The organism is Nonomuraea guangzhouensis, from assembly GCF_019396345.1.
Taxonomy (GTDB): Bacteria; Actinomycetota; Actinomycetes; order Streptosporangiales; family Streptosporangiaceae; genus Nonomuraea; species Nonomuraea guangzhouensis.
Genome location: NZ_JAHKRM010000010.1, coordinates 243,362 through 267,739, shown reverse-complemented (window position 1 = coordinate 267,739; position 24,378 = coordinate 243,362). Strand labels below are relative to the sequence as shown.

Genomic DNA, 24,378 nt, shown 5'->3' with positions numbered 1-24,378 from the left:
GAGCACAACATGCACGGAAGCGTGCGTCAAGTTGCCGGATGCGTGCATTCCGGCGTGCGCGTTTCAGGACTCGATCGTCGGAGGAAGGTCAGCCGTCGGTGAGGGAGACCGTGCGCAGCTGAGATCCGTAGAGTGCGCGCTCATCGTCGGCGATCCCGTCGTCGGTGATGAGCAGCGAGATCGCGTCGAGGCCGCAGACGGCCATCAGGGCGCGCTTGCCGAAGCTGGGGCTGGCGGCGATGACGGCGACCTGCTGGGCGGCGTTGATCATGGCCTGCTTGACGGGGAGTTCGACCATGTTGATGTTCGTGATGCCGGCCTGATGGTGCACCGCCTCCGCGCCGAGAAACGCCCAGTCGGCGTGCAGTCGTTCGAGCTCCGCGACCGTGGACGGGCCGACCAGCGTGTACGCGGTCTCGATGGGGGATCCGCCCGTGACGTGCACGCGCACGGTCGGATCGCCGGCCAGGCAGACGGCGATCATCAGATCGTTGGTCACGACGAGGACCTCCTTCTTCTGGCGGCGCAGCGCGAGGGCGAGCTGGTATGTCGTCGATCCGCTGTCCAGGATCACTGACTGGCCGTTCTCGATCAGGTCGGCCGCGGCGTTGGCGATGGCGACCTTCTCCGCCTGGTTCGCGGTCCGCCGCACGTCGTAGGGGACGTCGACGGCGGCGGCGGGCTCGGCCGGCAGCACGCCGCCACGGGTCCGCTTGATGAGCCCGGCGCGCTCGAGATGGGCCAGGTCGCGCCGGATCGTCGAGCCGTCGACCTCGAACTGGTGCGCGAGCCCGCCGGTGCCCACGTACCCCTCCAGTCGCACCTGCTCCAGCAGGGCGCGGCGGCGTGCCGCAGATCCCATGTGATCCTCCTAGTGTGCATTCGAAACTGCACGCATCATACTTCTTGACGCACGATTCAGGCCCAAGACATCCTCGATTGCACGTAAGCGTGCAAAACGGTCGGGCTGAGCCGGGAGCCGATGGGCTACCCCGTGGCGGACCGTCAGGAGAGGAAAGCAATGGCTGGCGCATGGGTGATAGGCGTCGATGTCGGCGGCAGCAAGATCGCCGCCGGGCTGGTGGACGAGCAGGGCCGGGTCCATCGCCGGATGTCCCTGCCCACACCCTGCGTGCACGGACCACCGGCCGTCATCAGCCTGATCGCGGACATGTGTCGTGATCTCGGCAACGGTGCGGCCGACCTGCGGCTGTCCGTCGGCGTCGGCAGCCCCGGTGTCGTCGATCCCCATAGCGGCACCGTCACCGCCGCCACCGACACCTTGCCCGGCTGGCAGGGCACCGATCTTGCCGGTGACCTCGCGAAGGCGACGGGCTCGCGGGTGGTCGTCGGCAATGACGCGAACGCCTTCGCCCTGGGAGAACACCTCCATGGAGCCGGACGCGGCGTATCCGACGTCATGTACGTCACCGTCGGGACAAGTGTGGGCGGCGCGCTCGTACTCCAGGACCGCCTCCTGACCGGCGCGCACCACCGTGCCGGCGAACTCGGCCATTTCCCGATCTTCGAGGCCGGCCACCGCGTCTGCAGCTGCGGACGCGCCGGACACCTCGAGACCGTCGCCTCAGGACCCGCGATCGCCGCCACGTACGCCCGCCTGGCAGGTGACGGAACGATCCGTGACCTGAAGGAGGTGGCCGAGCGCGCACGTCGCGGTGACGCTGCCGCGGTCACCGCGCTCACCCAGGGGGCCGAGGTTCTCGGCAGGACTCTCGTCGGTCTGGCCGGGGTGTTCGACCCGCGGCGGGTCGTGGTCGGCGGCGGCGTCTCCCAGATCGGCGCCCACTACTGGACGCCCCTTCGCGACGCCTTTCACAACAGCGCGCTGACCGTCTCACCGGCGGTGGACATCATGCCCGCGGCGCTCGGCGACGATGCCGGCATCGTCGGCGCCGCCGCACTCACTATGACCAGGAGGAACCGATGAGGAAGAGCATCGTCGCGCTGTTCGCCACAGGTGCGGCCGGACTGCTGCTCGCCGGGTGCGGCGGCGGCAGGGGAGCCACCAATGCCGCATCCGGCGGCGGTGACGGCGGGAAAGAGCTGAGAGTCGTCATCGCCGAGTACAGCAAGGACCACACGAAGACGTTCTGGGACGCGTTCGCCAAAAAGTACGAGGCGCGGACAGGCGTCAGGCTCAACCTGCAGATCGTCAGTTGGAACAGCATCGACCAGCAGACCAGCACCATGATCCAGAATGGCGACCCGCCGGACATCCTCAACCTCAACGCCTACGCCGGCTACGCCAAGGACGGGCTGCTCTACAACTCCGAGGAGGTGCTGCCGGCCACGACCAAGGCCGACCTCATCGACGCCTTCGTCGAGAGCGGCACCTACAACGGCAAGATGTACGGCTTCCCTGACCTGTCGTCGGCCAGGGCGATGTTCTACAACAAGGACCTGTTCCGGCGCGCGGGAATCTCCGCACCCCCGAAGACCTGGGACGAGTTCGTGTCGGACGCGCAGAAGATCACGGCGCTCGGCGACGGCACGGTCGGGTACGCCGAACCGCTCGGCCCCGAAGAGGCGCAGGCGGAGTTCTCCATCTGGGCCGTCAACAACGGCGGCGCCTGGAAGACCGACGGCAAATGGTCGATCAACTCCAGCAAGAACATCGAGACACTGCAGTTCCTCAAAGACCTGTCGACGAAGCACAAGGTCACCCAGAACAATCCCGGCAAGACCAACCGGACCGACGGCGCGTTCGCGCTCTTCTCCTCGGGCAAGGCCGGCATGGTGATCGGCTTGTCCCAGCTGTCCACCGGCTTGGACAAGGAGGAAAGGGTCGACTACGGGGTCGCGCCCATGCCCACGAGAGACGGCGGCGTTCCGCAGACCTACGGCGTCACCGACTACCTCATGGCCTTCAAGAAGAACGGCAATCAGGACGCGGTCAAGAAGTTCTACGAGCTGTACTACCAGCCCGACCAGGTGAACACGTGGATCAAGGCCGAAGGCTTCCTTCCCGTGACCGAGTCCGGGCTGAAGATCTTCGCGTCCGACCCCGCCCTGAAGGTCTATCTGGACACGTTGCCCAACATCCATCTGACCCCCACCGACGATCCGGCGTGGGACAAGGTCAAGCTTGCCGTGCAGCAGCAGATCGGAGCCGCGGTCGCGCCAGAAGGGAACCCCGCGGCCGTGCTGGACGAGCTCCAGAAGACCGCCGAGACGAGTGGCTGAGATGAGCCGCCGCCATGTTCCGGCGCTCGCCGCGTTCCCCTGGCTCGGGGCGGGGCTGCTGTTGATCGGCGGCGTCGTGCTCTATCCCGTGTACGAACTGGTACGAGCGTCGCTGTCGCGTTACTCCATTACCGGGCTGCGTCTGGGTGACGCGGGCATCGACAACTACCTCCGCGTCCTGAAGCAACCGGCTCTGGGCTCCGTCCTGGCCAACACCGCGATCTGGGTCTTCGGCGTCACCGCGCTGACGGTCGCCATCAGCCTGGCACTCGCGCAGTTCCTCGCCAAGGAGTTCCCCGGCCGACGTGTCGTTCGCTGGTCGGTCATCGTGCCATGGGCCGCCTCCCTGGTGATCACAGGACGCCTGTTCACCCTGATCTACGACTACTACCACGGCATCCTCAACCGGCTGCTGACGGACCTGCATCTCACGAGCCGGCCGATCGACTTCCTCGGCGACGATCGATGGACGATGCCCTCGATGATCGCCGTCGGCGTGTTCGCCTCGGTCCCGTTCAGCACGTACGTCCTGCTCGCCGGGCTCAACGGCATTCCCGGCGACGTGTTCGAGGCGGCCAGGATCGACGGTGCGGGTGCATGGACGACCTACCGCGCCGTCACCCTGCCACTCCTGCGGCCCGCGCTCGTCGTCACCGTCGTCCTCAACATCATCTATCTCTTCAACTCCTTCCCGATCATCTGGACGCTCAACGAGCGCAACCCCGGCTTCACCCACGACACGACCATCACCTTCATGTACAAGCTCGCGTTCAAGAGCGCCGAGCACGACGTCGGCCAGGCCGCCGCCGGCGGCATCTTCAACGTGCTGCTGATCCTCATCGCCGTCGTCGCCTACCTGCGCGCCGTCAAGTGGCAGGAGGCCGGCACCTGATGACCCGACTGACACCGATCGGCAGGAAGCGGATCCGGCACTACGCCCTCGCCGCCGCCGGACTCGCCGTCGCGGCATCCTTTCTGGCGCCCTACGCCGTCATGGCGCTGGACTCGCTACGGCCGAGTTCGGAGGCGCTGCAGTCGCCGGCGACGTTCCTTCCGAGGAACTGGACGTTCGACGCCTACCGCGAGATCGCCGGCGACACCCGTTTCCAGAACTGGCTGAAGACATCGCTCATCGTCGCCGCCGCCTCCACGATCGTGGTGCTGCTCGTGTCGGTTCCGGCCGCCTACTTCACCGCCCGTCATCGCTTCCCCGGCCGACCGGCGTTCCTGTTCCTGGTGCTGGTCACGCAGATGTTCTCGCCCACGTCACTCGTCGTCGGCCTCTACCGCGAGTTCTTCGAAGCCGACCTCGTCAACACCTATCTCGCGATCATCGTGACCAACGCGGCCTTCAACCTCGCGTTCGCGATCTGGATCCTGCACGGGTTCTTCGCCTCGATCCCGCTCGAGATGGAGGAGGCGGCGGAGCTCGACGGCTGCGGGCGCGTCGCGACGCTCCTGCGCATCATGCTGCCCCTGGTCAAGCCCGGCGCGGTCACCGCGATCACCTTCACCTTCATCGCGGCGTGGAACGAGTACGTGGTGGCCCTGACCCTCATGCAGGACGACGACAAGAAGCCGCTCACCGTGGGGATCAGCTCGTACGTGACCGGCTACGAGCAGCATTGGGACCAGCTCTTCGCCGCCTCCGTCATCGCGATCGTGCCGGTCGTCATCCTGTTCACCGTGATCGAGAAACACCTTGTCGGCGGTCTTACCGCGGGCGCGGTCAAGTAAGGGGGAACCCATGCGGAAGATCTTCGCCAGACGTGCGATCGCCGAAGGCCGCGAACAGGCAGCGGTGACCCTGACGATCGAGGACGGCCGTTTCACCGAGGTGAGGGAGTCCAGCGAGCCCACGGGCGCGGACTTCGTGCTGAACGACGGGATCCTGGTCCCAGGCCTGATCGATCTGCAGGTCAACGGTTACCACGGCGTGGATTTCTCGCACGCCGACGGTGCCGGCTGGCAGCGGATCGCGCGCCGGCTACCCGAGACGGGGGTGACGGCTTTCGCGGCCGCGTTCGTGACCGCGCCCGTACCGGCCTTGGCAGAGGCCCTCCGCCGGTGCGGCAAGGCGATGAGCGCGCCGTCGTACACCACACAAGCACGCCTGCTCGGAGCGCACCTCGAAGGGCCGTTCCTCTCGCCGGCGCATCCGGGCGCTCACGACGCGAGCTCCTTCTGTGACCCCGAACCCGGACACATCCGCTCTCTCCTCGACGCCGCGCCGCCCGGGACCCTCGCGGTGATCACGCTCGCTCCGGAGCGGCCACATGCGCTCACGGCGATCGAAAGGCTCGCCTCGGCCGGCGTCCTGGTCTCCATCGGGCACACGGCCGCGAACGCGGAGGAGACACGCGCCGCCGTCGACGCGGGCGCACGGATGGTCACGCATCTGTACAACGCGCAACGGCCATTCCATCACCGCGACCCCGGGGTCATCGGCCAGGCCCTGGTAGACGATCGAGTATCCATCAGCTTGGTCCTTGACGGCCATCACATCAGCTCCCAAGCCGCGGCAATGGCCTTCGGAATGGCAGGGGAGCGGCTGGTGCTCGTCACCGACGCCGTGGCGGCGGCGGGCATCGCACCGGGCCGATACCGGCTCGGCAGTCGATCCATCCAGGCCGAGAAGGGCCGCCCGCCCACTCTGGCCAACGGGGCGTTCGCCGGATCGACGCTGCGTATGGACCATGCGCTGGCGAACGCGGTTCACCTGGGCCTGCCGCTGCTGGACGCGGTGGCGGCCACGACATCACGCCCAGCCGATCTGCTCGCCCGCCCCGACCTCGGACGCATCGAGGTCGGCGCGCATGCCGATCTGGTGTGGCTGAACGACGGTCTCGCGACCAAGGCAACGTGGGTCGGCGGAGAACCAGCGTTCGCCACCCCCGCACATCCCAGCCTCCAGGGGGGTGCGGCATGAACCTGCGGAACCTCATCGCCGCCACATCGGCCAGGCTCAAGGCACTCGTCGGCCACGTGGAAGAGCCACTCCATGCGCCCGACTCCGATATGGCCACATGGCCGCTGCCGGCCGGCCGCTCCTGTGTGCGCAGGGCGCGACGATTGACCCGAGTCCAGCTGACCGACTGGCATGTCAGCCATCACAGCAAGAGCGCTGAACTGCTCGTCAGCGCACTGATCACCAAGGCGTTCCAGCAGGGGACGGGACCGATCCGGCTCACCTTGTGGTCCATGGACGGCACGCTGCGCTGCGAGGTCGAGGACGCTGATCCGTCCCTCCCGGGCACCCGCGAAGGCCAGTGGCTGGATCTGATCGACCAGTTGGCCTGCTGCTGGGGCATCACACCGACCGCTGCCGGCAAGGCTGTGTGGTTCGAGTTGTCGGAGGGAGCTCTGTGAGTGTGATCAGGCCGGGGGATGCGCGCGGAGCCAGACTGCCGCTCTGCGCGCTGACGCGCGGGACAGCCACGCGTCCTGGACCACCTCGGCCAGCTCGTTCCGGGTGAGCTCACCGATCAGACCGGCCCGCAGCAGCACCGACGAGTGCCCGTTGAAGTGCGCGGTGGTGAAGAACGGCGACGCCTCGTCCTGAACCAGCGCCTGCTTGTCCGCCTCAGAATCGACCCAGAAGACGATCACATCCGGATAGCGCTCCCCGGTGTCCGGGTCGACCGCGTCCGGCCGTGGGTTGCGGAAGAAGATGAACGACTTCCGGCCCACTTGGTAGACCGGGTTGCCGCCGGTCCCGTACTCGACGGTGACGTGCGGCATGGCCAGAGCCAGCTCGTGCACGTCCTCGACGCGGGCGGGCCGGGTTCCGTCATCGTCAGACACGGTTCCAGCGTAGGACGTCGCGATGATGCTGATTCAGCACCACCCGGCTCGTGAGTACTTCCAGCGGGCGGTCGACCAGTTCGACCAGCTGTACCAGGACTCGGCGGAGTCCGCCCGGGCCATGGCGCTGGTCGTGCACCCGTACATCATGGGAGCGCCGCACCGCCTGAGGTATTTCGAGCACGTCCTGCAGCACATCCGTGCCCACCAGGACGTCGAGTTCTGGACCGGTGAGCAGATTCTCGACTGGTACCGCCAGGCCCGGCCCGCACGACTGTCATCCCCGGAGCGCGACCCCCTGGCCGTGAGCTAGAGCCGCCGTCAAGGTCGACGCACTTGAGCAGGGGCCTACTCATGCCCGAAGAGAGGCCGCCGCCAAAAGATGGCACCAGTAATCAGCCGATTCTCGAAAAAGGTGATTTCGTGGTGCTCTCTCACCCCCACATTTCATGGCGCAAGCTCGTCCTGGCGGTCGTGGCATGCGCCATCGGAGTGGCCCTGTTCATGCCCACCGCCGCCAACGCCGCGAACTACAACATCTTCAAGCCGCTCAACATCCCCGGGTACTGCATACGGCATGCCTACCTGCTCGGCGAGATCTCACCCTGCCCGGCCGGCTCTCCGTATGGAGACTTCGCCTTCGAGCAGGTGCCGGGACTGGCGAGCGATCGCACCAGCAATACGAGCGGCCTCATCTCGTTCGAGTCGCGGAATTTCCCCGGCTGGTATCTGCGGCACGAGTACGGCCGGATCAAACTCGCCCCACGGCCTTCCACCAATGATCCGTCGTACGACCTCTTCGTCAGGGACGCTTCCTTCTACCGCAAGCCCGGACTGTCGGGCGTGTCCGGCGGCGTGTCTTATAGGTCGTTCAATTTCCCCACGCAATGGCTGCGCCATTCCGACTACCACCTGTACATCTCTGAGCAGACCTCCTGGAACCTCGCCAACGACGCGACCTTCCAGGTGATCGGGGTCCCGTAAAGGCTTTGGCGTGCAGGCGGCCCGGTCTCCTGGAGACCGGGCCGCCTGCGGCTGTCACGCGCCGGTGGGAGTGTCACCAGTTCGCGGCAAGCCATCCAGCGGTCAGCCGTTGCGGGTCGGGGCCAGCGTGGCCAGGTACCCTCGGCAAACTACGGTCACCTCCCCGCTCCGGAAAACGTCCGTAAGCGCGCGATGGCGCTGTCCACGTTGACCTCGCTCATCCTGTACGTCCATCGGCCGCCATCCAGGTGACGATGGAAACCGCTGCTCGAACGACTTGAACCACAGCGCCAGTGCGTCACCGGGTCGGCAGTCTCGTGGACGACCACGTCGCGCACGGCTGTGAACCGGATACGTCTCCGCAGCGCCTCCCGCTGCGGGGTGGCCCATGCGACGAACGCATCCTGGCCCCCGCTGACGAAGCACTGGCCGGCCTGCGCGGCAAACTCGCCTGACCCGCCGCGGCGACGGCGCGGGCGGGATGTAGCGGTGGGCGTGGCCAAGATCGTTGAGCCGGTGCACGACGCGATGCCTGCGAGATCCCCAACCCGTTCCGCAAGTGAACCCCCGCTCCTGTTGGATGGGCGTGAAGCTGAGGTCCAGACAGCAGGAAAGACCGGGAAATGACCGGCGCAAGTCCTGGTGACGGCAATCGCGCACTGTGAGGCTTATTGCAATCGCTCTGTCGAACTCACGGGGAGACTCGATGCAGACAGCACGAAAGTTTAACAAGGCCCGAGTTCTGGGCCGCTTCCTGACGACGGCGGCCCTTCTCGCGGCCACCGCGACGATCGCGGTAGCACCTGCTTCTGCCACAGCCACCAACCTGGCCAAGAAACCAACCGGGATCAGCAGGTGCCTGGGGCTGTGGGCGCAGAACAACAGGATCACGCTCCAGCACCAAAGCCGCTGCGGCCCCAACGGCACCTACCACATCCATGTCTGGAGCCCTGGCCATGACACCAACACCGGCACCTACACCTACGCCGGCGCCACACTGACGTTCAACAACCCCTGGCCAGCGGCCGCAGGCACCAACATCTGCGCCGAACTCTGGCACCATGAGCCTGGTGGCGGCTATTCGAGCTGGGGCCTTCCCTGCGACCCGATGTAGCGCCGAAACCGGCTAGAACCATCGTCTGAGAGGCGGCTGTTTCGGCAGCCGCCTCTCGCTTTACCGCTACTGAACCACGCCGGGCCTGCCGGAGGTCGTGGTGTGCCCCGAATCCGGGCGCGGCGGGGGATTTCACGTCATGGGCGGCGGGACGTACTCGAACGAAACCAGCCCGAGCCGGCGCGGATCGAGCGTGCTGGATCCGCCACGTTGAGGACGTGTGGAGCTTCACGGACTTCAGAGGAAGAGAAGTTCGACGTCCTTGGCGACGCAGAGCCGCCGGCCTACCCGCTGGACGGCATCAGCCTGGCGGGATATCTGCTGCGCGGCGATTGGAAGTACTACCAGGACGCCGACGGCACGGACTATCTGTTCGACCTCACGCGAGACTCCCGCGAGCAGGCCGACCTCGCCTCCGACCGGCCGGAACTGCTCGCGGAGCTGAAAGCGGCCTGGGAGAAGACTGACGACGCCGTGGCAGGCCGCCATACCGTGTCGTGCATGCTGCTGGTCACGAACTACATCTGTCGTGTCAGCCCCTTCAGTTTCGATTATTCGCGGAGGTACTGGGCGTCGCCGGCCTTGAGGCTGTTGACGAATGTCTTCCAGTCGGTGGGGGAGAAGAGGAGTTTGGGGCCGTTCGGGTCCTTGCTGTCGCGAACGGCGACTACTCCGGGAAGGTTCATGGCGACTTCGACGCACTGGCCGCCGTTGTCCGAAGAGCGCGATGATTTCCGCCACGCGGCAGCGCTCAGGTCCATGCGCGTCTCGCTTCCTCGATCATCTTGAGGGATACGCGCTCAGGATAAGCCCATAGCCGTATCGCCTCATAGCGCTGCCAAATAGAGGTGACGATGTCATGGTCCGTCGTGATATGCGCCTGCGTCGGTGAGTCCGAACTGACGACATCAGGCTGGTGGTTCGGGAGCTTGGCGATCATAAAGGCCCCTGCCAGGCCCGCAACGCATTCTGGGTCGACGACTTGGACGAAGACGGCAGGTCGCTGGGCCAGCTCCAGCACATGGCCGAGTTGCTCACGCATCACCTCGGGGCCGCCGATTCTGCGGCGCAGTACACCCGCATCGACGAGTGCCAGGAGCATGGGCGGCTTCTTCCGATCGAGGATGTGTTGCCGACGCATGCGAGCTTCGACGCGTTCATCCACATCTTCGGGTGTGATCTGCGGTCCCTGGCTGAAGATGTGACGGGCGTATGCCTCGGTCTGCAGGAGCCCCGGGATGAGAAGGGGATCCCAGGAGCGCAGGACGAGGAGGGTGGGCTCGATCTCCTCAACCCAACTCCGGAACCAGACCGGACTGCCGGACTGGGCGGTGATGCTCTGATAGAGCCGGGTGAAGGAAACGCCCTCGGCCGTACCGAACAGCAGGTCCAGTCGCTCGGCGTCGGACCGCGACGGCGTGCGGGTCGCCTTCTCCAGCCTGCTCACCTGCGTCTGCGTGCACCCGAGCCGAGCCGCCACGGCGGCCTGCGACAGCTCCGCGGCCTCCCGTAGCCGCCGCATCTCGGCACCGAATCGCACGCGCGGGGACCCTGGATCGAGAGACGGCACAACATTCATGACATTTCCTCTCTAATCAGAGAAAAACGGAAAGCCTCTTTGTCCGGCGACACCATTTAAACCACGCCTGACCAGTGATCGTCATTATGCGTTCTGACTTGGCTTGGTGACCCGGCCGCCGACTCGACGCCAAGAAGTCATGCTGAGCGCAGCCTATCGATTTCTATGGCCGGGAGAGAAATGACGGCGCGTGAACAGTACGAGAGATTCGACCACCTCGCCCGGCTGGGCTGGGAGCTGCACGGTATGGGCATCCGCATCTCGCTGGTCGTCCCCGTGATCGGCCGGCCGGTTCTGGAGATGCTTTCCGGGAACGGCGCCACGGTCCACATCACCGCCATCCGCCGTCACCACGACTGGGTGTTCACCTGGCGGCCATGGTGGGCACGGCTCTGGCGGCGTGACAAATGGGTGGTGGCGAACGCCGCCAATGCCGCCGACATAATCGTGGCGGAGGTGAACGCATGAAAAGGCCGCTTCACAATTACCACGACCGGTCCCGGACGGCATTCACGAACGCGCCACCTGTCACCTGGCGCAGAGAATTCCCGGCGGCGGAGGTATCCGTTCCCGAGGCCCGCGCCTGGGCGGGTTCCGTGCTGTCCGTCGGTGGCCCGCCATCGTTTCTTGACGACGCGCTTCTCTTGCTGAGCGAGGTCGTCACCAACGCCATCACTCATTCCGGCTCCAGACGGGTGACGGTCCAGATCGCCCGAACCGGCACGACCGTACAAGTGAAGGTGACCGACGCCGGGTCCTCCACCACCGCGCCTGTCGTACGCCTCCCGGCGCTCGACGACGACGGAGGCCGGGGGCTGTGGTTGGTGGAGTCGCTCGCCGAGGAATGGGGATCCTGCCATGACGAGACCAGCAGGTTGGTCTGGTTCCGGCTGGCCGAATGATGCTTGACCCTGACGTTACGTCACCCCCTAACGTGGCGGCTGATGACCAGTTGTCCCGGGTGCGGGCTGGTGGCCCCGGCCACCGGTGGGCCGCTCCCTGACGAGCGTGGGGCGTCGGCCGAGTGCTGGGGGCGCTACGGCGAGTTGCTGGCGCTCTCGTACAGCGTCGCCGCCTATCGCCACGTCCACCAGCTGGTCGTGGACTCCTACATCGCGCAGCACCCCGGCGGCCGCAGCCGACGGGAGATCCAGAGCCTGGCCCTGTGCTTGATGACGCTGTGCCTGTTCGTCGAGGACGACGTCGACCCGCGCGAGGGGCCGGCACTGCACAAGCGGATGATGGCTGACCGGCCGGACTACTTCCACTGGCTGCGGCCACCGCCGCTGCACGGCCTGATGACCGTCGTCGACGTGCTCGCCGCCCGTGACGGCGCCGAGCATGAGCGACTGGTCTGGGCCTGGGGGCGCGACGTGTGGACGGCCTGGGCGCCGCACCACGCCACGATCCGCAGGTGGAACAGGCCGGGAGACTGAGCACGGCCGCCCCTCCAGCGTCCCGAACCGAGCCATGCCGAGCAGGCCTGAGCTCGGGTGTCCTACAACTTGGTCCGAGATCATTGACGGGGCTTTGTAATGATCCTTATGGTTTGCCCGGGTTGATCATAATTTGAACCGGGGTGTCGTATGCGGGTGGTCGCGGGTTTAGTTGTTGCTGCCTTGGTCGCCTCTCTGGGGCCACCGGCACCACCTCGAACCACCACAGTCCCGGTCGCCGCCACGACGCGGGTGGAGGCCGCGAAAGAACCGGCCGCCAAGCAGCAGGCGGCCGCGCAGAGCGCCGACGTGTCGTACGCGCACGACGCCAACGGTCGCGTGACCGGTGTGTTCGCCCAGCCGGGCGACGGCTCGAAGATCAGCCATGATCCTGCGGGCAACATCACCGAGGTCCGCGACCTGCCCGCCGGTACGCTGGCGGTCGCCCAGGTCTCCCCGCCCAACGCCACTCCGGGCACCTCCGTGACGGTCTACGGCACCGCGTTCGGCACGGACAAGTCCGCGGTGACGGTCTCCTTCGGCGGCACCACCGCGGCCCCCAGCGCCGTCACCGACCACACCATCACCGTGACGGTCCCCGACGGCGCCGCCTCGGGCGACGTCACCGTGACCATCGGCGGTAAGTCCGCAGCCTGGAAGGGCTTCAAGGTCACCGGAACCCGGACCAAGCCCGCGGTCACCCTGGCCGGCATCACGGTCGGCGACGCGGGGGCCGAGGTCACCGTGCCCGGCAGCGGCTTCGACGCGGACAGGATCCGCAACATCACCTCGCTCAACGGATCGAAGATCCAGGTGACGCAGGCCACCACGGGCGACCTGAAGGTCAAGCTTCCGCCGGGCCCCGCGTTCGGGCACGTGAAGGTCGTCAACCCCGGCGGCAGCGCGGTCTCCGCCGGTGACGTGGTCGTCCCGCCCGCGCCCTACCTGGCCGCCAACATCGGTACGGGTGGCGCGGTGCGGCTGGCCCAGAACACCCTCACCGCGGTCCAGATCGGCGCGGCCGAGCAGATCGCGTTGACGCTGTTCGATGTGGAGGCCGGACAGCGCGCCATGCTCTACATGTCCGGAAAGACCTTCTCCGGTTGCCTGCCCATCACCGTGTACGGCCCCGACGGGACCTCGCTGCACAGCGAGAGCGTGTGCACGAGCACCACCTGGGAATGGGAGTTGCCGGAAGGCTCGAAAGCCGGGACCTACGCCGTGCTGCTCGACCCGCAGGACGCCCAGACCGGCAAGGTGGACGTTCTGGCCTCCGCCGTCGCCGACGCCACGACGCAGCTCGCCCTTGACGGGGCACAGGGCACCCTCACCACGACCCTCCCCGGTCAGCAGGCCGCCTTCACCTTCACCGCGACGGCCGGCCAGCGGGTCTTCACCAAGCTCGGCATGCCGACCGGCACGAGGGCCTGCGACGTGGCCGCCAGTGTGCGCGCCCCCGACGGCACCGAGTTGGTGAAGGACACGTGCGTATACGCGGTCGACTCCTTCCTCGACACGGTCACGCTGCCGGTGTCCGGTACGTACCGGGTAGCCGTCGATCCCAAGGGCCTGATCGCCGGTACGTACAAGGCGGCGGTGATCGGTGTGCCCGCCGACGTGGCCGTGCCGACCTCGCCGGACGCCGCCCCGTCCGACGTGGCGATCGTCAAGCCGGGCCAGAACGGGACGGTGACGTTCACCGGTACGACGGGCCAGCGGATCTTCACCAAGCTGACCGTCCCGGCGGGCGCGCCCTCCTGCGCCCTGGACGTGCGGCTGTTCAAGCCGGACGGCACCGAGCTGTTCAGGAGCACCTGCCTCTACCAGGCGACCGAGTATCTGGACACGGTCAGCCTGCCGGCGGACGGCACCTACAGCTACAAGGTCAACCCCAAGGACGCCTGGACGGGCACGCCGACGCTGCAGGTGCTGAACGTGCCCGCCGACGTGGTGGTGGCGACCTCGCCGGACGCCTCCCCGGCGTCGGTGACGATCCCCAAGCCGGGCCAGGGCGGGGCGGTGACGTTCACCGGTACGGCGGGGCAGCGGATCTTCGCCAAGCTGACCGTTCCGGCGGGCGCGCCCGCCTGTGCGCTGGACGTGCGGTTGCTCAAGCCGGATGGCACCGAGCTGTTCAGGGACACCTGCGTCTACCAGGCGGCCGAGTACCTGGACACGGCCACCCTGCCCGCCGACGGCGTATACCGGTTCACGATCAATCCCAAGGACGCCTGGACGGGCACGCCGACGCTGCAGGTGCTGAACGTGCCCGCCGACGTGGTGGTGGCGACCTCGCCGGACGCGGCCGCGGCCTCGGTGGCGATCACCAAGCCCGGCCAGGACGCCGCCGTGACGTTCACCGGTACGGCGGGGCAGCGGATCTTCGCCAAGCTGACCGTTCCGGCGGGGGCGCCCGCCTGTGCGCTGGACGTGCGGTTGCTCAAGCCGGATGGCACCGAGCTGTTCAGGGACACCTGCGTCTACCAGGCGGCCGAGTACCTGGACACGATCACCCTGCCCGCCGACGGCGCCTACCGGTTCACGATCAACCCCAAGGAAGCCTGGACGGGCACGCTGACGTTCGCCCTGACCGGCGTCCCCGCCGACGTGGTGGTGCCGACCTCGCCGGACGCCGCCCCGGCCGCGGTGGCGATCGCCAAGCCGGGCCAGGGCGGGGCGGTGACGTTCACCGGTACGGCCGGGCAGCGGATCTTCGCCAAACTGGCCATTCCGGCCGGGGCGCCCGCCTGTGCGCTGGACGTGCGGTTGCTCAAGCCGGATGGCACCGAGCTGTTCAAGAACACCTGTGCCTACCAGGCGGCCGAGTACATCGACACGCTGGAGTTACCCGTCGCAGGGGCCTACCGGCTGGCCTTCGACCCTAAGGACGGCTGGACCGGCACGATCACGGTGACCCTGGTCGCCGTGCCCGCCGACGCGCAGAAGGCGGCGACCGTCGGCGGAGCGGACGTCGTGGTCACCACGACCAAGGCCGGCCAGAACTCGGCGGTCACCTTCACCGCCACCGCCGGGCAGAGCATCAAGATCACCATGGTGAACGAGACGTACACGAGCTGCCTCACCTCGGACTTGTGGCCGCCCACCGGTGCGCGCGTGTGGACCTCGTGCCTGTCCGCGAACGGTTCCCGCGTCGCCACCCTGACGGCCGCCGGCACCTACACCCTGAAGATCAGCCCCAAGGACGCCGAGACGGGCGCGGCCACCGTTCGCGTCGCGGTCGGGACGGCCGCGCGCGCCGGCAAGCAGGCCGCGAAATCCGGCGAGACGGCCCAGACGAAACTGCCCGACGGGGTCGAGCGCGGCGCGCCCCTGGCGACGTTCACCTCGAAGAAGCACAAGGAGGCGAGCCTCACCGGGGTCGTGAAGACCACCGCGGGGCTGCCACTGCCCGGTGTCACCCTGCGCGCCGACGGCCGCGAGGCCCGCACGGACGCCAAGGGCGCCTTCCACCTCACCGACCTGCGCCAGGGCGTGCGCCGCCTGCGCATCGACGGCCGTAGCGCCTCGACGAGCAAGCTCAAGTACGGCGTGTTCGACGTGCAGGTGCCGCTCAAGGCGGGCGACAACGAGCTGTTCTACACGCCGTACCTGCCCGCCCTGGACACCGACTACGAGATCGACATCCCCTCGCCGACCACCAAGGAGGTCGTGCTCTCCAACCCGGGCGTGCCCGGCCTGGAGGTGCGCATCCCGGCGGGCGTGACGATCGAGGACGCCGACGGCAAGCCCGTACGGCGCGTCGGCGTGACCCCGATCCCGGTGGACCGCACGCCGATCCCCATGCCGGACGGCGTGCGCGTGCCCGTCTACTACACGGTCCAGCCCGCGGGCGGCCGTCTGGTGGGCGGGACCGCCCAGATCACCTACCCGAACTACCTGAAGCTCACGGCGGGGCAGCGGGTCAACTTCTGGCACTACGACAAGAGCGGCGAGGGCTGGGAGATCTTCGGCGCGGGCAAGGTCGATCAGGCCGCCCGGCAGGTCATCCCCGATGCGGGTACGGCGATCTCCGACTTCGACGGCGCCATGATCAACGTGCCGGGCAACGAGGAGCCGCTGTGGAAGTGGCTGCTGAAGTTCCTGAACTCCTCGGGCGACCCCGTCGACCTCGGCAGCGGACTGTTCACCCTGAGCCAGACCGACCTCATGGTGGACGATGTCATGCCGCTGACCGTCAACCGCGGCTACAACCCGGGCGACACCCGCAAGCGCTCCATGGGCATCGGAAGCAACGACCTGTACAACATGTACCTGTCGTCGCGGAAGCAGTATCAGGAGGCCGACCTCAACTTCCCCGACGGCTCCCAGGTGCACTATGTGCGGACCTCGCCGGGCACCGGGTTCTGTGACGCGGCCTTCGAGGCCCGCGACACCTCGCCGGAGTTCACCGGGTCCACCTTCCACTACGTGGGCGGGTGCAACCAAGGCGGCTGGCACCTCAAGCTGCGTAACGGCATGACCTACGTCTTCGGCGACGAGGCGCCGTTGCAGGAGATCCGGGACGCGCAGGGCAACACCGTCAAGATCCTGCGCAAGTACAAGAACAGCTTCGGCAGCTACCTCGGGCCGATCACGGAGGTCCGCTCGCCGAACGGGTTCTGGCTCAGCTACTCGCACGACGCCGCCGACCGGGTCACCAAGGTGGAGGACAACGCGGGTCGCTCGGTGACGTACGGCTACGACGGAGACCGGCTCAGGACCGTGACCGGCCCGACCGGCCACGCCACCACCTACGGCTACGACACCGCGGGCCGGATGAACGCCATCACCGACTCCCGCGGCCACACCTACCTGACCAACGTCTACGACGCCAACGGCAGGGTCGCCACCCAGACGATCCTCGGCCAGGGCACCTACGCCTTCACCTACGCCCTCGACGGCTCGCGAGTCGTCGCCGCCCAGGTCACCGAGCCGGACGGCGCCGTACGCAAGACCACCTACGACGCCCTCGGTTACCTGGCCACCGACACCCAGGCGGCGGGGACCGGCCGCGAGCACACCATCAGGATCACCCGCGACCCGGACAGCGACCTGCCCAGGACGATCGACGACGGCCTCGGCCGCACCACGACGATCACCTACGACCCCGCGGGCAACCCCCTGGAGCTCAAGGGCGCGGCAGGGTCGGCCACCGTTACCGGCCACGCCACGTACCAGGGCACTCCGTACGGCAGGCCGGACACGCTGACCGACCCCACGGGAGCCGTCACCCGCTTCGAGTACGACGCGTACGGCAACCCGGAGAAGATCACCGACGCGCTGGGCAAGACCTGGAAGACCAGCTACGACGCCCAGGGCCACCCGCGTACCCGGACCAGCCCGCAAGGGCGCGTCACCACCTACGACTACATCGACGGCGCGCTGAGCACGGTGACCGACCCGGAGGGACGCAAGACCCGCTTCGTCCGGGACGCGGCCAACCGCGTGATCGAGACGATCGCCCCGGACGGGACCTCGACCGGACGGGTCTACGACGCGGCCGACATGCTCAAGTCGGTCACCGACGCGGGCGGCGACGAGACGATCTTCGACTACGACGAGAACGGCAACATCGCCTCGGTCAAGGACGCCCGCGGAAAGATCACCTCCTACCGCTACGACAACGCCGACAGACTGCTCGAACGCACCGACCCGCTCGGGGCGAAGGACACCTTCACCTACGACGGCATGAACCGCCTGTCCACGGTCACCGACCGGCGCGGCAAGGTCACCGAGTACCGCTACGACGAGCTCGGCCGCGCGACCTTCACCGGCTTCGGCAAGAACGGCCAGAACTACGAGTCGACCCAGAGCGCCCAGTACGACGACAGAGGCCGCATCCGTGAGCTGAGCGACAGCACCACCGGCGCCGGGAAGATCGCCTACGGCTACGACGACCTCGACCACCTGACCTCCGAGACCAGCTCGGCGGGGACCGTCGGCTACACCTACGACGCGGCCGGGCGGCTGAAGTCCATGACCGCCTCGGGCCAGCCGGCGGTCGGCTACGACTACTTCCCCAACGGCCTGCTCAAGTCGGTCACCCGGGGCGCGGTCAGCACCGTGTACGGCTATGACGACGACGCGAGGATGACCTCCAAGTCACTGCCCGGCGGGATCACGGCCGCCTACGGCTACGACAAGTCTGGCCTGCTCACCTCGATCGGCTACAAGCGGGGCACCACCGGCGTCGGCGACGTGGCCTACGACTACGACCGGCTCGGGCGCCGGACCCGGATGCGCGGCACCCTCGTACGCGCCCAGCTCCCCGCCCCCGCCACCGGCCTCACCTACGACGACGCCAACCGGCTGACCGGCAACGGCGGCCGGACCCTGGGCTACGACCCGGCCGGCAACCTCACCTCCGACGGCGCCTTCACCTACACCTGGAACGCCCGCGGCGAGCTCGTGACGGTGTCGGACGGCAGCGTCACCACGACCCTCGGCTACGACCCGGCAGGGCGCAGGGTCGGCAGCACCACCGGCTCCGACACCACCCGCTTCCGCTTCGACGGCGACGCCCTCATCGGGCAGAGCGGGCCCGGCGGGGCGGACGTCTCCTTCCTCAACGGCTTCGGCCAGGACGAGGCCCTGGCCAGGATCAGCGGCGACGGCCAGGTCCAGGGACTGCTCCCCGACGCGCTCGGCTCCACGCTGGCCCTGACCGACGGCTCGGGCCAGATCACCACCACCTACGGCTACGACCTGTTCGGCGCCACCACGTCCTCCGCGGCCGACGACCCCAACACCGTGCGCTGGACCGGCCGGGTCTCCGGCGCGCCGATCCCCGGCGGGCTGCAGGACAACAGGTCTCGCCTGTACTCCCCGTCGCTGCGCCGGTTCGTCTCCGAGGACACCATCGGCTTCGGCGGTGGCTACAACCTCTACGAGTACGCGCTGGGCGACCCGGCCGACTACACCGACCCCGACGGCACGATCCCGCCGCAGGTGGTCGCGGCCGTGGGCGCGTGCGTCGGCAACGGCGTGATCAACACCGTCGCCGGTGCGCTGCTCGGCCGCAAGCACTCCTTCGGCGACTACGCCCGGGGCTTCGGCAAGGGCTGTCTGGAGGGTGCCCTGGGCTCGATCACCTTCGGCGGCACCAAGTTCGCCCGCTTCGGCAAGTACGGCGATGAAGTGGTGGAGAGCGTCGGCAAGACCTGCCGCCTGACCAGCAGCTTCGTGCCGGGCACCAAGGTACGGATGGCCGACGGCAGCGCCAAGGCCATCGAGGAGGTCGCGGTCGGCGACCGGGTCCTGGCGACCGACCCCGAAACCGGAAAGACGAGCTCGCAGCCGGTCGTGGCCACCATGACCAGCCAGGGTGCCAAGGACCTGGTCAAGGTGGGCATCGCGGGCGGGGTGCTGGTCGCCACCGACAACCACCCGTTCTGGGTGCCCGCGCTGAAGACCTGGCTGCCTGCCTCGGAGCTGCGGCCGGGCATGTGGCTGCGTACTTCGGCGGGCACCCTCGTCCAGGTGTCGGCGGTGGAGACCGAGCACCGCGACAGCCAGCGCGTCCACAACCTCAGCGTGGACGGCCCGCACAGCTATTACGTGGTCCAGGGCGGCAGCGACGTCCTCGTCCACAACAGCCCGCGTCCCAAGTACCCCTGCGGCTGGCTGTCCCCGTCGGAATGGGCCAACTCCGTCAAGCGCGAGATCCGCGACAGGTACCGGGGCGACGGCGGCTTCGAGAGCGGGCGGCACGGCGAAGGCTTCAAGGCCGCCGCCAGGGATCTCGAACGCTTCATCAGGGAGCACCCGGGTATGCTGCCGGAGATCGAGAGGGAGCTGCGCGCCACCGCCAAGCGCTGGATGGCCAACGGCAGATCCACCGGCCACTCCGGAGGATGGTGAGCGGTGCCCGCTGACACCCCGATCGTCGAGCTGATCGAGGCGGCGGAGGACGGGCCGGAGGTTCCAGAGACGTTCGGGCGGCTGCTGCGCGAGAGCGAGCGGCTGCTGAAGGAGGCCCCCGGCTCGGCCGACGCCCACTACGTGCGGGGCTACGCTCTCTACCTGCTGGGCGCCCACGCCGAGGCGCGGGCCGCCTTCGAGCGGGCGGAGCTGCTGCGGCGCGGGCATCAGTGGGCGCTGTTCCACCTCATCGTGCTCGCCTATCGCGACGGTGACCACGGTGCGGTGCTCGGCGCCTTCTCCCGGCTGGAGCGCGCCTACTTCGAGGGCGAGGACAAGCTCTGGCGCTACCTGGTGGCCTGGGAGTACGCGCTGTGCTCGGCGGTCCGGCTCGGGCTGGACGAGCACGTCGCCGCCCGCCTGCCGGAGCTGATCACCGACTACACCGACCGCCAGGACGACCCCGAGGAGATCCTGGAGCGGCCGGCCAGGCTGCTCCAGCTCTACGGCGAGCAGCCCGACGGGCCACTGCGCGACCTGCTGCGCGAGCAGCTCGCCCGGCTGGTGCCCGGCGGCTGGATCCGCCAGGGCGAGCTCTAGCCCAGCAGCGTGTCGCCCCAGTGCCCGCCCGGAGACACGCCGGGTGGGCACGCCCACAGGCCCGACCCCACGTGCCGGATGTAGGTCGAGAGCCGGTCGCCGGTGGCCAGCCTGCGCTGCACGGGCACGTACTGGCGGCGCGGGTCGCGCTGGTAGGCCAGGAAGAACAGGCCCGCGTCGATGCGTCCCTGGGTGTCGCTGCCGTCCACGAAGGAGTAGCCGCGCCGCATCAGCCGTACACCGCCGTTGGACGAAGGATGGGCCAGGCGCACATGCGAGTCGGCGGGGAGCACGGCCGGATCGAACCTGTCGCGCTCGCCCTTGCCGCCGAGCGGGGCGCCCTCGGTCTTCGTACGGCCGATCGTGGCCTCCTGGTCCTGCCGGGAGGCCTGGTCCCACGCCTCCAGGTGCATGCGGATCCGCCGCGCGACCAGGTAGCTGCCGCCCGCCATCCACGCGGGCCCGTCGGCGGCGCCCACCCAGACGTGCTGGTCGAGCGCGGCGTGGTCGTCGTGCGGGATGTTGTCGGTGCCGTCCTTGAAGCCCATGAGGTTGCGCGGGGTGAGCTGGGTGGGCGTGGTCGAGGAGGTCTTGCCGTAGCCGAGCTGCGACCACCGCATGCTCACCCGGCCCAGCCCGATGCGGGCCAGCGTGCGGATGGCGTGCACCGCGACCTGCGGGTCGTCGGCGCACGCCTGGACGGCGATGTCGCCGCCGCCGCGTGCCGGGTCGAGCTTCTCACCGGGGAAGGCCGGTAAGTCGGCCAGCGCGGGAGGCCGCGAGGCGGCCAGGCCGAAGCGATCTTCCCCCGCCCGCTCGAACAGCGTGGGCCCGAATCCGACGGTCAGCGTCAGTCGGGAGGCGGGCAGGTCGAGGGCCTCGCCGGAGTCGTCGGCGGCGCTGACCCGGCCCGCCGTCATCGACTCGGCGGCCCTGGTCCAGGAGACCAGCAGCGCGATCAGCTCCTCGCGCGTGCCCACGGCCACGTCGAAGGCCGCGAAGTGAAGGCGGTCCTGTACGGGCGTCGCGATGCCTGCCTGGTGCGGCCCATGGAAGTCCACGACCTGGGCCGGAGCCGCGCTCGCCGGCGGCTCCGCCTCGCCCAGCAGAAAGGCGCCCGCCGTCGCCGCCGCGCCGGCCACCACGCCCGCGCCAGAGGCGGTCAGCAGCCCGCGCCTGCTCAGTCTCCCCACCGAACCTCCCTCCGAAGATCTTGACCTTATCCTGCCGCCGGTCAGCCGATCGGTGGGGCGGATCAGCCGTTCAGAGGGGCGGAAAGTTCAGCCGCCGATTCATGACATGGGGTGATGTGCGGCTTGTGGCCGGACGGAGAGGCTGAGGTCTCCCATCGAAAAGGAGCGAGACCCATGCCAGAAGTGAGCGATGAGAGTACGAGCGGCGCAGCGGTGAGTCGTCGTGGGCTGCTCGCCGGTGCGGGTGCTGTGGCGGTCACCGCGCTGGGTGCCGGGGTGGCCGCCGCCGCGGCGGTACCGGACGCGGCGGTATTCGGACCGGTGACGGTACGTCCGGGCGACCCTCGCTACGACAACCTGTTGCGGGGCAACAACTTCCGGTTCGCGGGCCGGCCGGACGAGATCCGGGTGGCCGGGTCGACCGATCAGGTGGTGCGCGCGGTGTCGGAGGCGGTGCGGTCCGGCCGGCGGGTCGCGGTGCGCAGCGGCGGGCATTGCTTCGAGAATCTCACCGCCGATCCGGCGGTACGGGTGCTGCTGGACCTGTCCCCGATGGACGCGGTCGGCTATGACGCCGGCCGGCGGGCGTTCGCCGTGCAACCCGGAGCCACCCTCGGTCATGTGTACCGGACGCTGTTCAAGGGCTGGGGGGTGACGATCCCTGGGGGCAGTTGCCCGGAGGTGGGGGCCGGTGGGCACTTCGCGGGCGGCGGGTACGGGCCGCTGTCCCGGCGGTACGGCTCGGTGGTGGATCACCTGTACGGCGTGGAGGTCGTGGTGGTCGACCGCGACGGCACCATCCGCGCGGTGGTCGCTACCCGCGAGCCGGACGACCCGAACCATGACCTGTGGTGGGCGCACACCGGCGGTGGCGGCGGCAACTTCGGCGTGGTCACCCGTTACTGGCTGCGCTCGCCCGACTCCACCGGCACCGACCCGGCCAAGCTGCTGCCGGCCTCGCCCCGGCGGATGCTGCAGCACGCGGTCCTCTGGTCCTGGGAGCACATGACCGAACAGGCGCTCAGCGGGCTGCTGCGTAACTTCGGGACCTGGCACGAGCGCAACAGCGCGCCCGGCTCTCCATACGCCGGGTTGTACGGGATCCTCCTGCTGTCGCACCGCGCCGGCGGCACCGTCACGCTGGTCGCGCAGATCGACGCGGACCTCCCTGACGCCGACCGCATGGTGACCGGCTTCGTGTCCGCGGTGACCGCCGGTGTCGACCTCACGCCGGCGCTCGACATCCGGCGGACGATACCGTGGCTGCACCGGATGACCTGGCCGGGCAGCGGCGAGCCGGGTGACGTGATCAACCGGCGGTACAAGATCAAGGCCGGCTACCTGCGTCGCTCGTTCACCGAGAGCCAGCTCGCGGCCGTCCACCGCAACCTGACGAACTCCACCGGCGGGCCGGACTCCGGCATGCTGCTCATCGGCTACGGCGGCCAGGTCCGCGCGGTGGCGCCGGGGGCCACCGCGATCGCCCAGCGAGACGTGGTCATGAAGGCGGTCTACCAGACCATCTGGGGTGACGAAAAAGACGACGCGGCCAACCTCGCCTGGGTCCGCCACTTCTACCGTGAGGTGTACGCCGACACCGGCGGCGTGCCCGTACCCGGCGAGGTCAACGACGGCTCCTACATCAACTACCCCGACGCCGACCTGGCCGACCCGACATGGAACACCTCAGGCGTGCCCGCGCACACGCTCTACTACAAGGACAACTACCCACGCCTCCAACGGGTGAAGGCCCGGTGGGATCCGCGCAACGTCTTCCAGCACGCCTTGGCCATCGAGCTTCCCTAGGAGGGGGCTGAGCGGCATCAGGTCTCCCGGCGTGGAACGGCATGGAACGCCTCATACATAGAGCGCGAAAAACGCCAGAGCCGTACTCCACGATAGGAGAGCCGCATTGCGGAGGGGGCGCTACACGGCAAGGGGGCGACAAGGCTCGCCCGTCAAGCGGGCCGTCATCGAGCGGGCGGCGCTTGAAGCTTTCCTTCAAGAAGGATTCGCCCGGACCAGCGTTGACACCATCGCGACCAAGGCTGGTGTGTCTAAACGCACCATTTATGACTATTACCTGGACAAAGAACAGCTCTTTCTGTCGGTGATCCAGGAGGCTTGCGCCACGCGGAGCGCGGAGTTCGGCGACCTGCTCGACCGCACCCTGGGCCAGGTGCGTGACCTGGAGGCCGCCCTGCTGGCCTTCGGCCGCGGGTTCGCCCACGCCGTGGTCCGCTGCCCCGAACGTTCGGCGATCACGAGGTTGATGATCGCTGAGGTGGTGCACTTCCCCGAACTGCTGGACGGCTGGCGTCCCGTCGGGCCAGATCAGCGGGCGCTGGCCGCGCGCCTGGCCCGGCTGGGCGAGCAGGGCCTGCTCGACGTGCCGGACCCCGTCGTCGCCGCGGAACATCTCGTCGTGCTGGTCGGCAGTGTGCTGAGCAACCGATCGCTGTTCGGCGCGGCTCCGTTAGGAGAGGACGAGATCGAGAGGGTGGTGGTCGACGGGGTGAAAGCATTTCTCCGTGCTTATCGCGCGAAACCGGATACTCCGTAAACCCTGTTTCGGAGCTGCGCCGGCCATCGAACCGGCTCCTT

At 68.4% G+C, this 24,378-nt stretch carries 21 protein-coding genes; 16 read left to right on the top strand and 5 right to left on the bottom strand.

The genetic code is table 11. The features are described from left to right. Positions 1-88: 88 nt before the first annotated feature. Positions 89-862: a DeoR/GlpR family DNA-binding transcription regulator gene (locus tag KME78_RS22470; protein ID WP_219531083.1), complete on the bottom strand. Its 774-nt coding sequence runs from the start codon at positions 860-862 to the stop codon at positions 89-91. Positions 863-1,021: 159 nt separating this feature from the next. Between KME78_RS22470 and KME78_RS22465 the strand changes: the two genes are divergently transcribed. The 6 genes from KME78_RS22465 to KME78_RS22440 are packed head-to-tail and all read left to right on the top strand — an operon-like array spanning position 1,022 to position 6,573. Continuing rightward, positions 1,022-1,948 (top strand): ROK family protein, encoded by a 927-nt coding sequence (locus KME78_RS22465; protein ID WP_219531082.1) that lies wholly within the window; start codon positions 1,022-1,024, stop codon positions 1,946-1,948. Further along, entirely contained in the window at positions 1,945-3,204 is a 1,260-nt protein-coding gene (locus KME78_RS22460; protein ID WP_219531081.1) for an extracellular solute-binding protein, read from the top strand. The genes KME78_RS22465 and KME78_RS22460 overlap by 4 nt, the downstream gene beginning before the upstream one ends. A gap of 1 nt (position 3,205) precedes the next feature. After that, a complete protein-coding gene (locus KME78_RS22455) occupies positions 3,206-4,096 on the top strand; it encodes a carbohydrate ABC transporter permease (RefSeq protein ID WP_219531080.1) in 891 nt (296 codons plus the stop codon). Further along, positions 4,096-4,941: a carbohydrate ABC transporter permease gene (locus KME78_RS22450; protein WP_219531079.1), complete on the top strand. Its 846-nt coding sequence runs from the start codon at positions 4,096-4,098 to the stop codon at positions 4,939-4,941. The genes KME78_RS22455 and KME78_RS22450 overlap by 1 nt, the downstream gene beginning before the upstream one ends. 10 nt (positions 4,942-4,951) lie before the next feature. Then, positions 4,952-6,133 (top strand): N-acetylglucosamine-6-phosphate deacetylase, encoded by a 1,182-nt coding sequence (gene nagA, locus KME78_RS22445; RefSeq protein WP_219531078.1) that lies wholly within the window; start codon positions 4,952-4,954, stop codon positions 6,131-6,133. After that, complete coding sequence (locus KME78_RS22440; protein WP_219531077.1) at positions 6,130-6,573, top strand: ATP-binding protein; 444 nt, start codon at positions 6,130-6,132, stop codon at positions 6,571-6,573. The genes nagA and KME78_RS22440 overlap by 4 nt, the downstream gene beginning before the upstream one ends. Positions 6,574-6,579: 6 nt before the next feature. Here the strand turns inward: KME78_RS22440 and KME78_RS22435 are convergent, their stop codons facing one another. Next, complete coding sequence (locus tag KME78_RS22435) at positions 6,580-7,008, bottom strand: MmcQ/YjbR family DNA-binding protein (RefSeq protein WP_219531076.1); 429 nt, start codon at positions 7,006-7,008, stop codon at positions 6,580-6,582. Between the two features lie 22 nt (positions 7,009-7,030). Between KME78_RS22435 and KME78_RS22430 the strand changes: the two genes are divergently transcribed. The 3 genes from KME78_RS22430 to KME78_RS22420 all read left to right on the top strand — a co-directional run bounded on the left by KME78_RS22430 (position 7,031) and on the right by KME78_RS22420 (position 9,106). Continuing rightward, on the top strand, positions 7,031-7,321 hold the full coding sequence (locus KME78_RS22430) for a polysaccharide deacetylase family protein (RefSeq protein WP_219531075.1): 291 nt from the start codon (positions 7,031-7,033) through the stop codon (positions 7,319-7,321). A gap of 113 nt (positions 7,322-7,434) precedes the next feature. Further along, complete coding sequence (locus KME78_RS22425; RefSeq protein ID WP_219531074.1) at positions 7,435-7,992, top strand: AbfB domain-containing protein; 558 nt, start codon at positions 7,435-7,437, stop codon at positions 7,990-7,992. Between the two features lie 706 nt (positions 7,993-8,698). Next, positions 8,699-9,106 carry a hypothetical protein gene (locus KME78_RS22420; protein ID WP_219531073.1) on the top strand — a complete coding sequence of 136 codons (408 nt, stop codon included), beginning with the start codon at positions 8,699-8,701 and terminating at the stop codon, positions 9,104-9,106. 551 nt (positions 9,107-9,657) lie between these two features. On the opposite strand, the gene KME78_RS68035 is transcribed toward KME78_RS22420, so the two are convergent. Together KME78_RS68035 and KME78_RS22410 are read right to left on the bottom strand one after the other, a co-directional pair. Then, on the bottom strand, positions 9,658-9,792 hold the full coding sequence (locus KME78_RS68035) for a DUF397 domain-containing protein (protein ID WP_372454922.1): 135 nt from the start codon (positions 9,790-9,792) through the stop codon (positions 9,658-9,660). 65 nt (positions 9,793-9,857) lie between these two features. Then, positions 9,858-10,646 carry a helix-turn-helix domain-containing protein gene (locus KME78_RS22410; protein ID WP_219531071.1) on the bottom strand — a complete coding sequence of 263 codons (789 nt, stop codon included), beginning with the start codon at positions 10,644-10,646 and terminating at the stop codon, positions 9,858-9,860. Between the two features lie 219 nt (positions 10,647-10,865). Between KME78_RS22410 and KME78_RS22405 the strand changes: the two genes are divergently transcribed. The 5 genes from KME78_RS22405 to KME78_RS22385 all read left to right on the top strand — a co-directional run bounded on the left by KME78_RS22405 (position 10,866) and on the right by KME78_RS22385 (position 20,581). Then, entirely contained in the window at positions 10,866-11,153 is a 288-nt protein-coding gene (locus KME78_RS22405) for a hypothetical protein (protein WP_219531070.1), read from the top strand. Then, positions 11,150-11,587, top strand: coding sequence for an ATP-binding protein (locus KME78_RS22400; protein ID WP_219531069.1), 438 nt, complete (start codon positions 11,150-11,152; stop codon positions 11,585-11,587). Before KME78_RS22405 ends, KME78_RS22400 begins: the two co-directional genes overlap by 4 nt. A gap of 42 nt (positions 11,588-11,629) precedes the next feature. Beyond that, entirely contained in the window at positions 11,630-12,121 is a 492-nt protein-coding gene (locus KME78_RS22395) for a DUF5946 family protein (protein ID WP_219531068.1), read from the top strand. 252 nt (positions 12,122-12,373) lie between these two features. Then, on the top strand, positions 12,374-19,981 hold the full coding sequence (locus KME78_RS22390; protein WP_219531067.1) for a polymorphic toxin-type HINT domain-containing protein: 7,608 nt from the start codon (positions 12,374-12,376) through the stop codon (positions 19,979-19,981). A 3-nt stretch (positions 19,982-19,984) separates the two neighbouring features. Then, entirely contained in the window at positions 19,985-20,581 is a 597-nt protein-coding gene (locus KME78_RS22385) for a hypothetical protein (protein ID WP_219531066.1), read from the top strand. Here KME78_RS22385 and efeB read toward each other — a convergent pair. Next, positions 20,578-21,774: an iron uptake transporter deferrochelatase/peroxidase subunit gene (gene efeB / locus KME78_RS22380; RefSeq protein WP_219531065.1), complete on the bottom strand. Its 1,197-nt coding sequence runs from the start codon at positions 21,772-21,774 to the stop codon at positions 20,578-20,580. The two genes, KME78_RS22385 and efeB, sit on opposite strands and share 4 nt — an antisense overlap. Positions 21,775-21,948: 174 nt before the next feature. On the opposite strand from efeB, the gene KME78_RS22375 reads away from it, so the two are divergent. Further along, on the top strand, positions 21,949-23,580 hold the full coding sequence (locus KME78_RS22375; protein ID WP_219531064.1) for an FAD-binding oxidoreductase: 1,632 nt from the start codon (positions 21,949-21,951) through the stop codon (positions 23,578-23,580). 106 nt (positions 23,581-23,686) lie between these two features. Beyond that, positions 23,687-24,337, top strand: a complete 651-nt coding sequence (locus KME78_RS22370; RefSeq protein ID WP_246651573.1) for a TetR/AcrR family transcriptional regulator — start codon at positions 23,687-23,689, stop codon at positions 24,335-24,337. Positions 24,338-24,378: the final 41 nt, after the last annotated feature.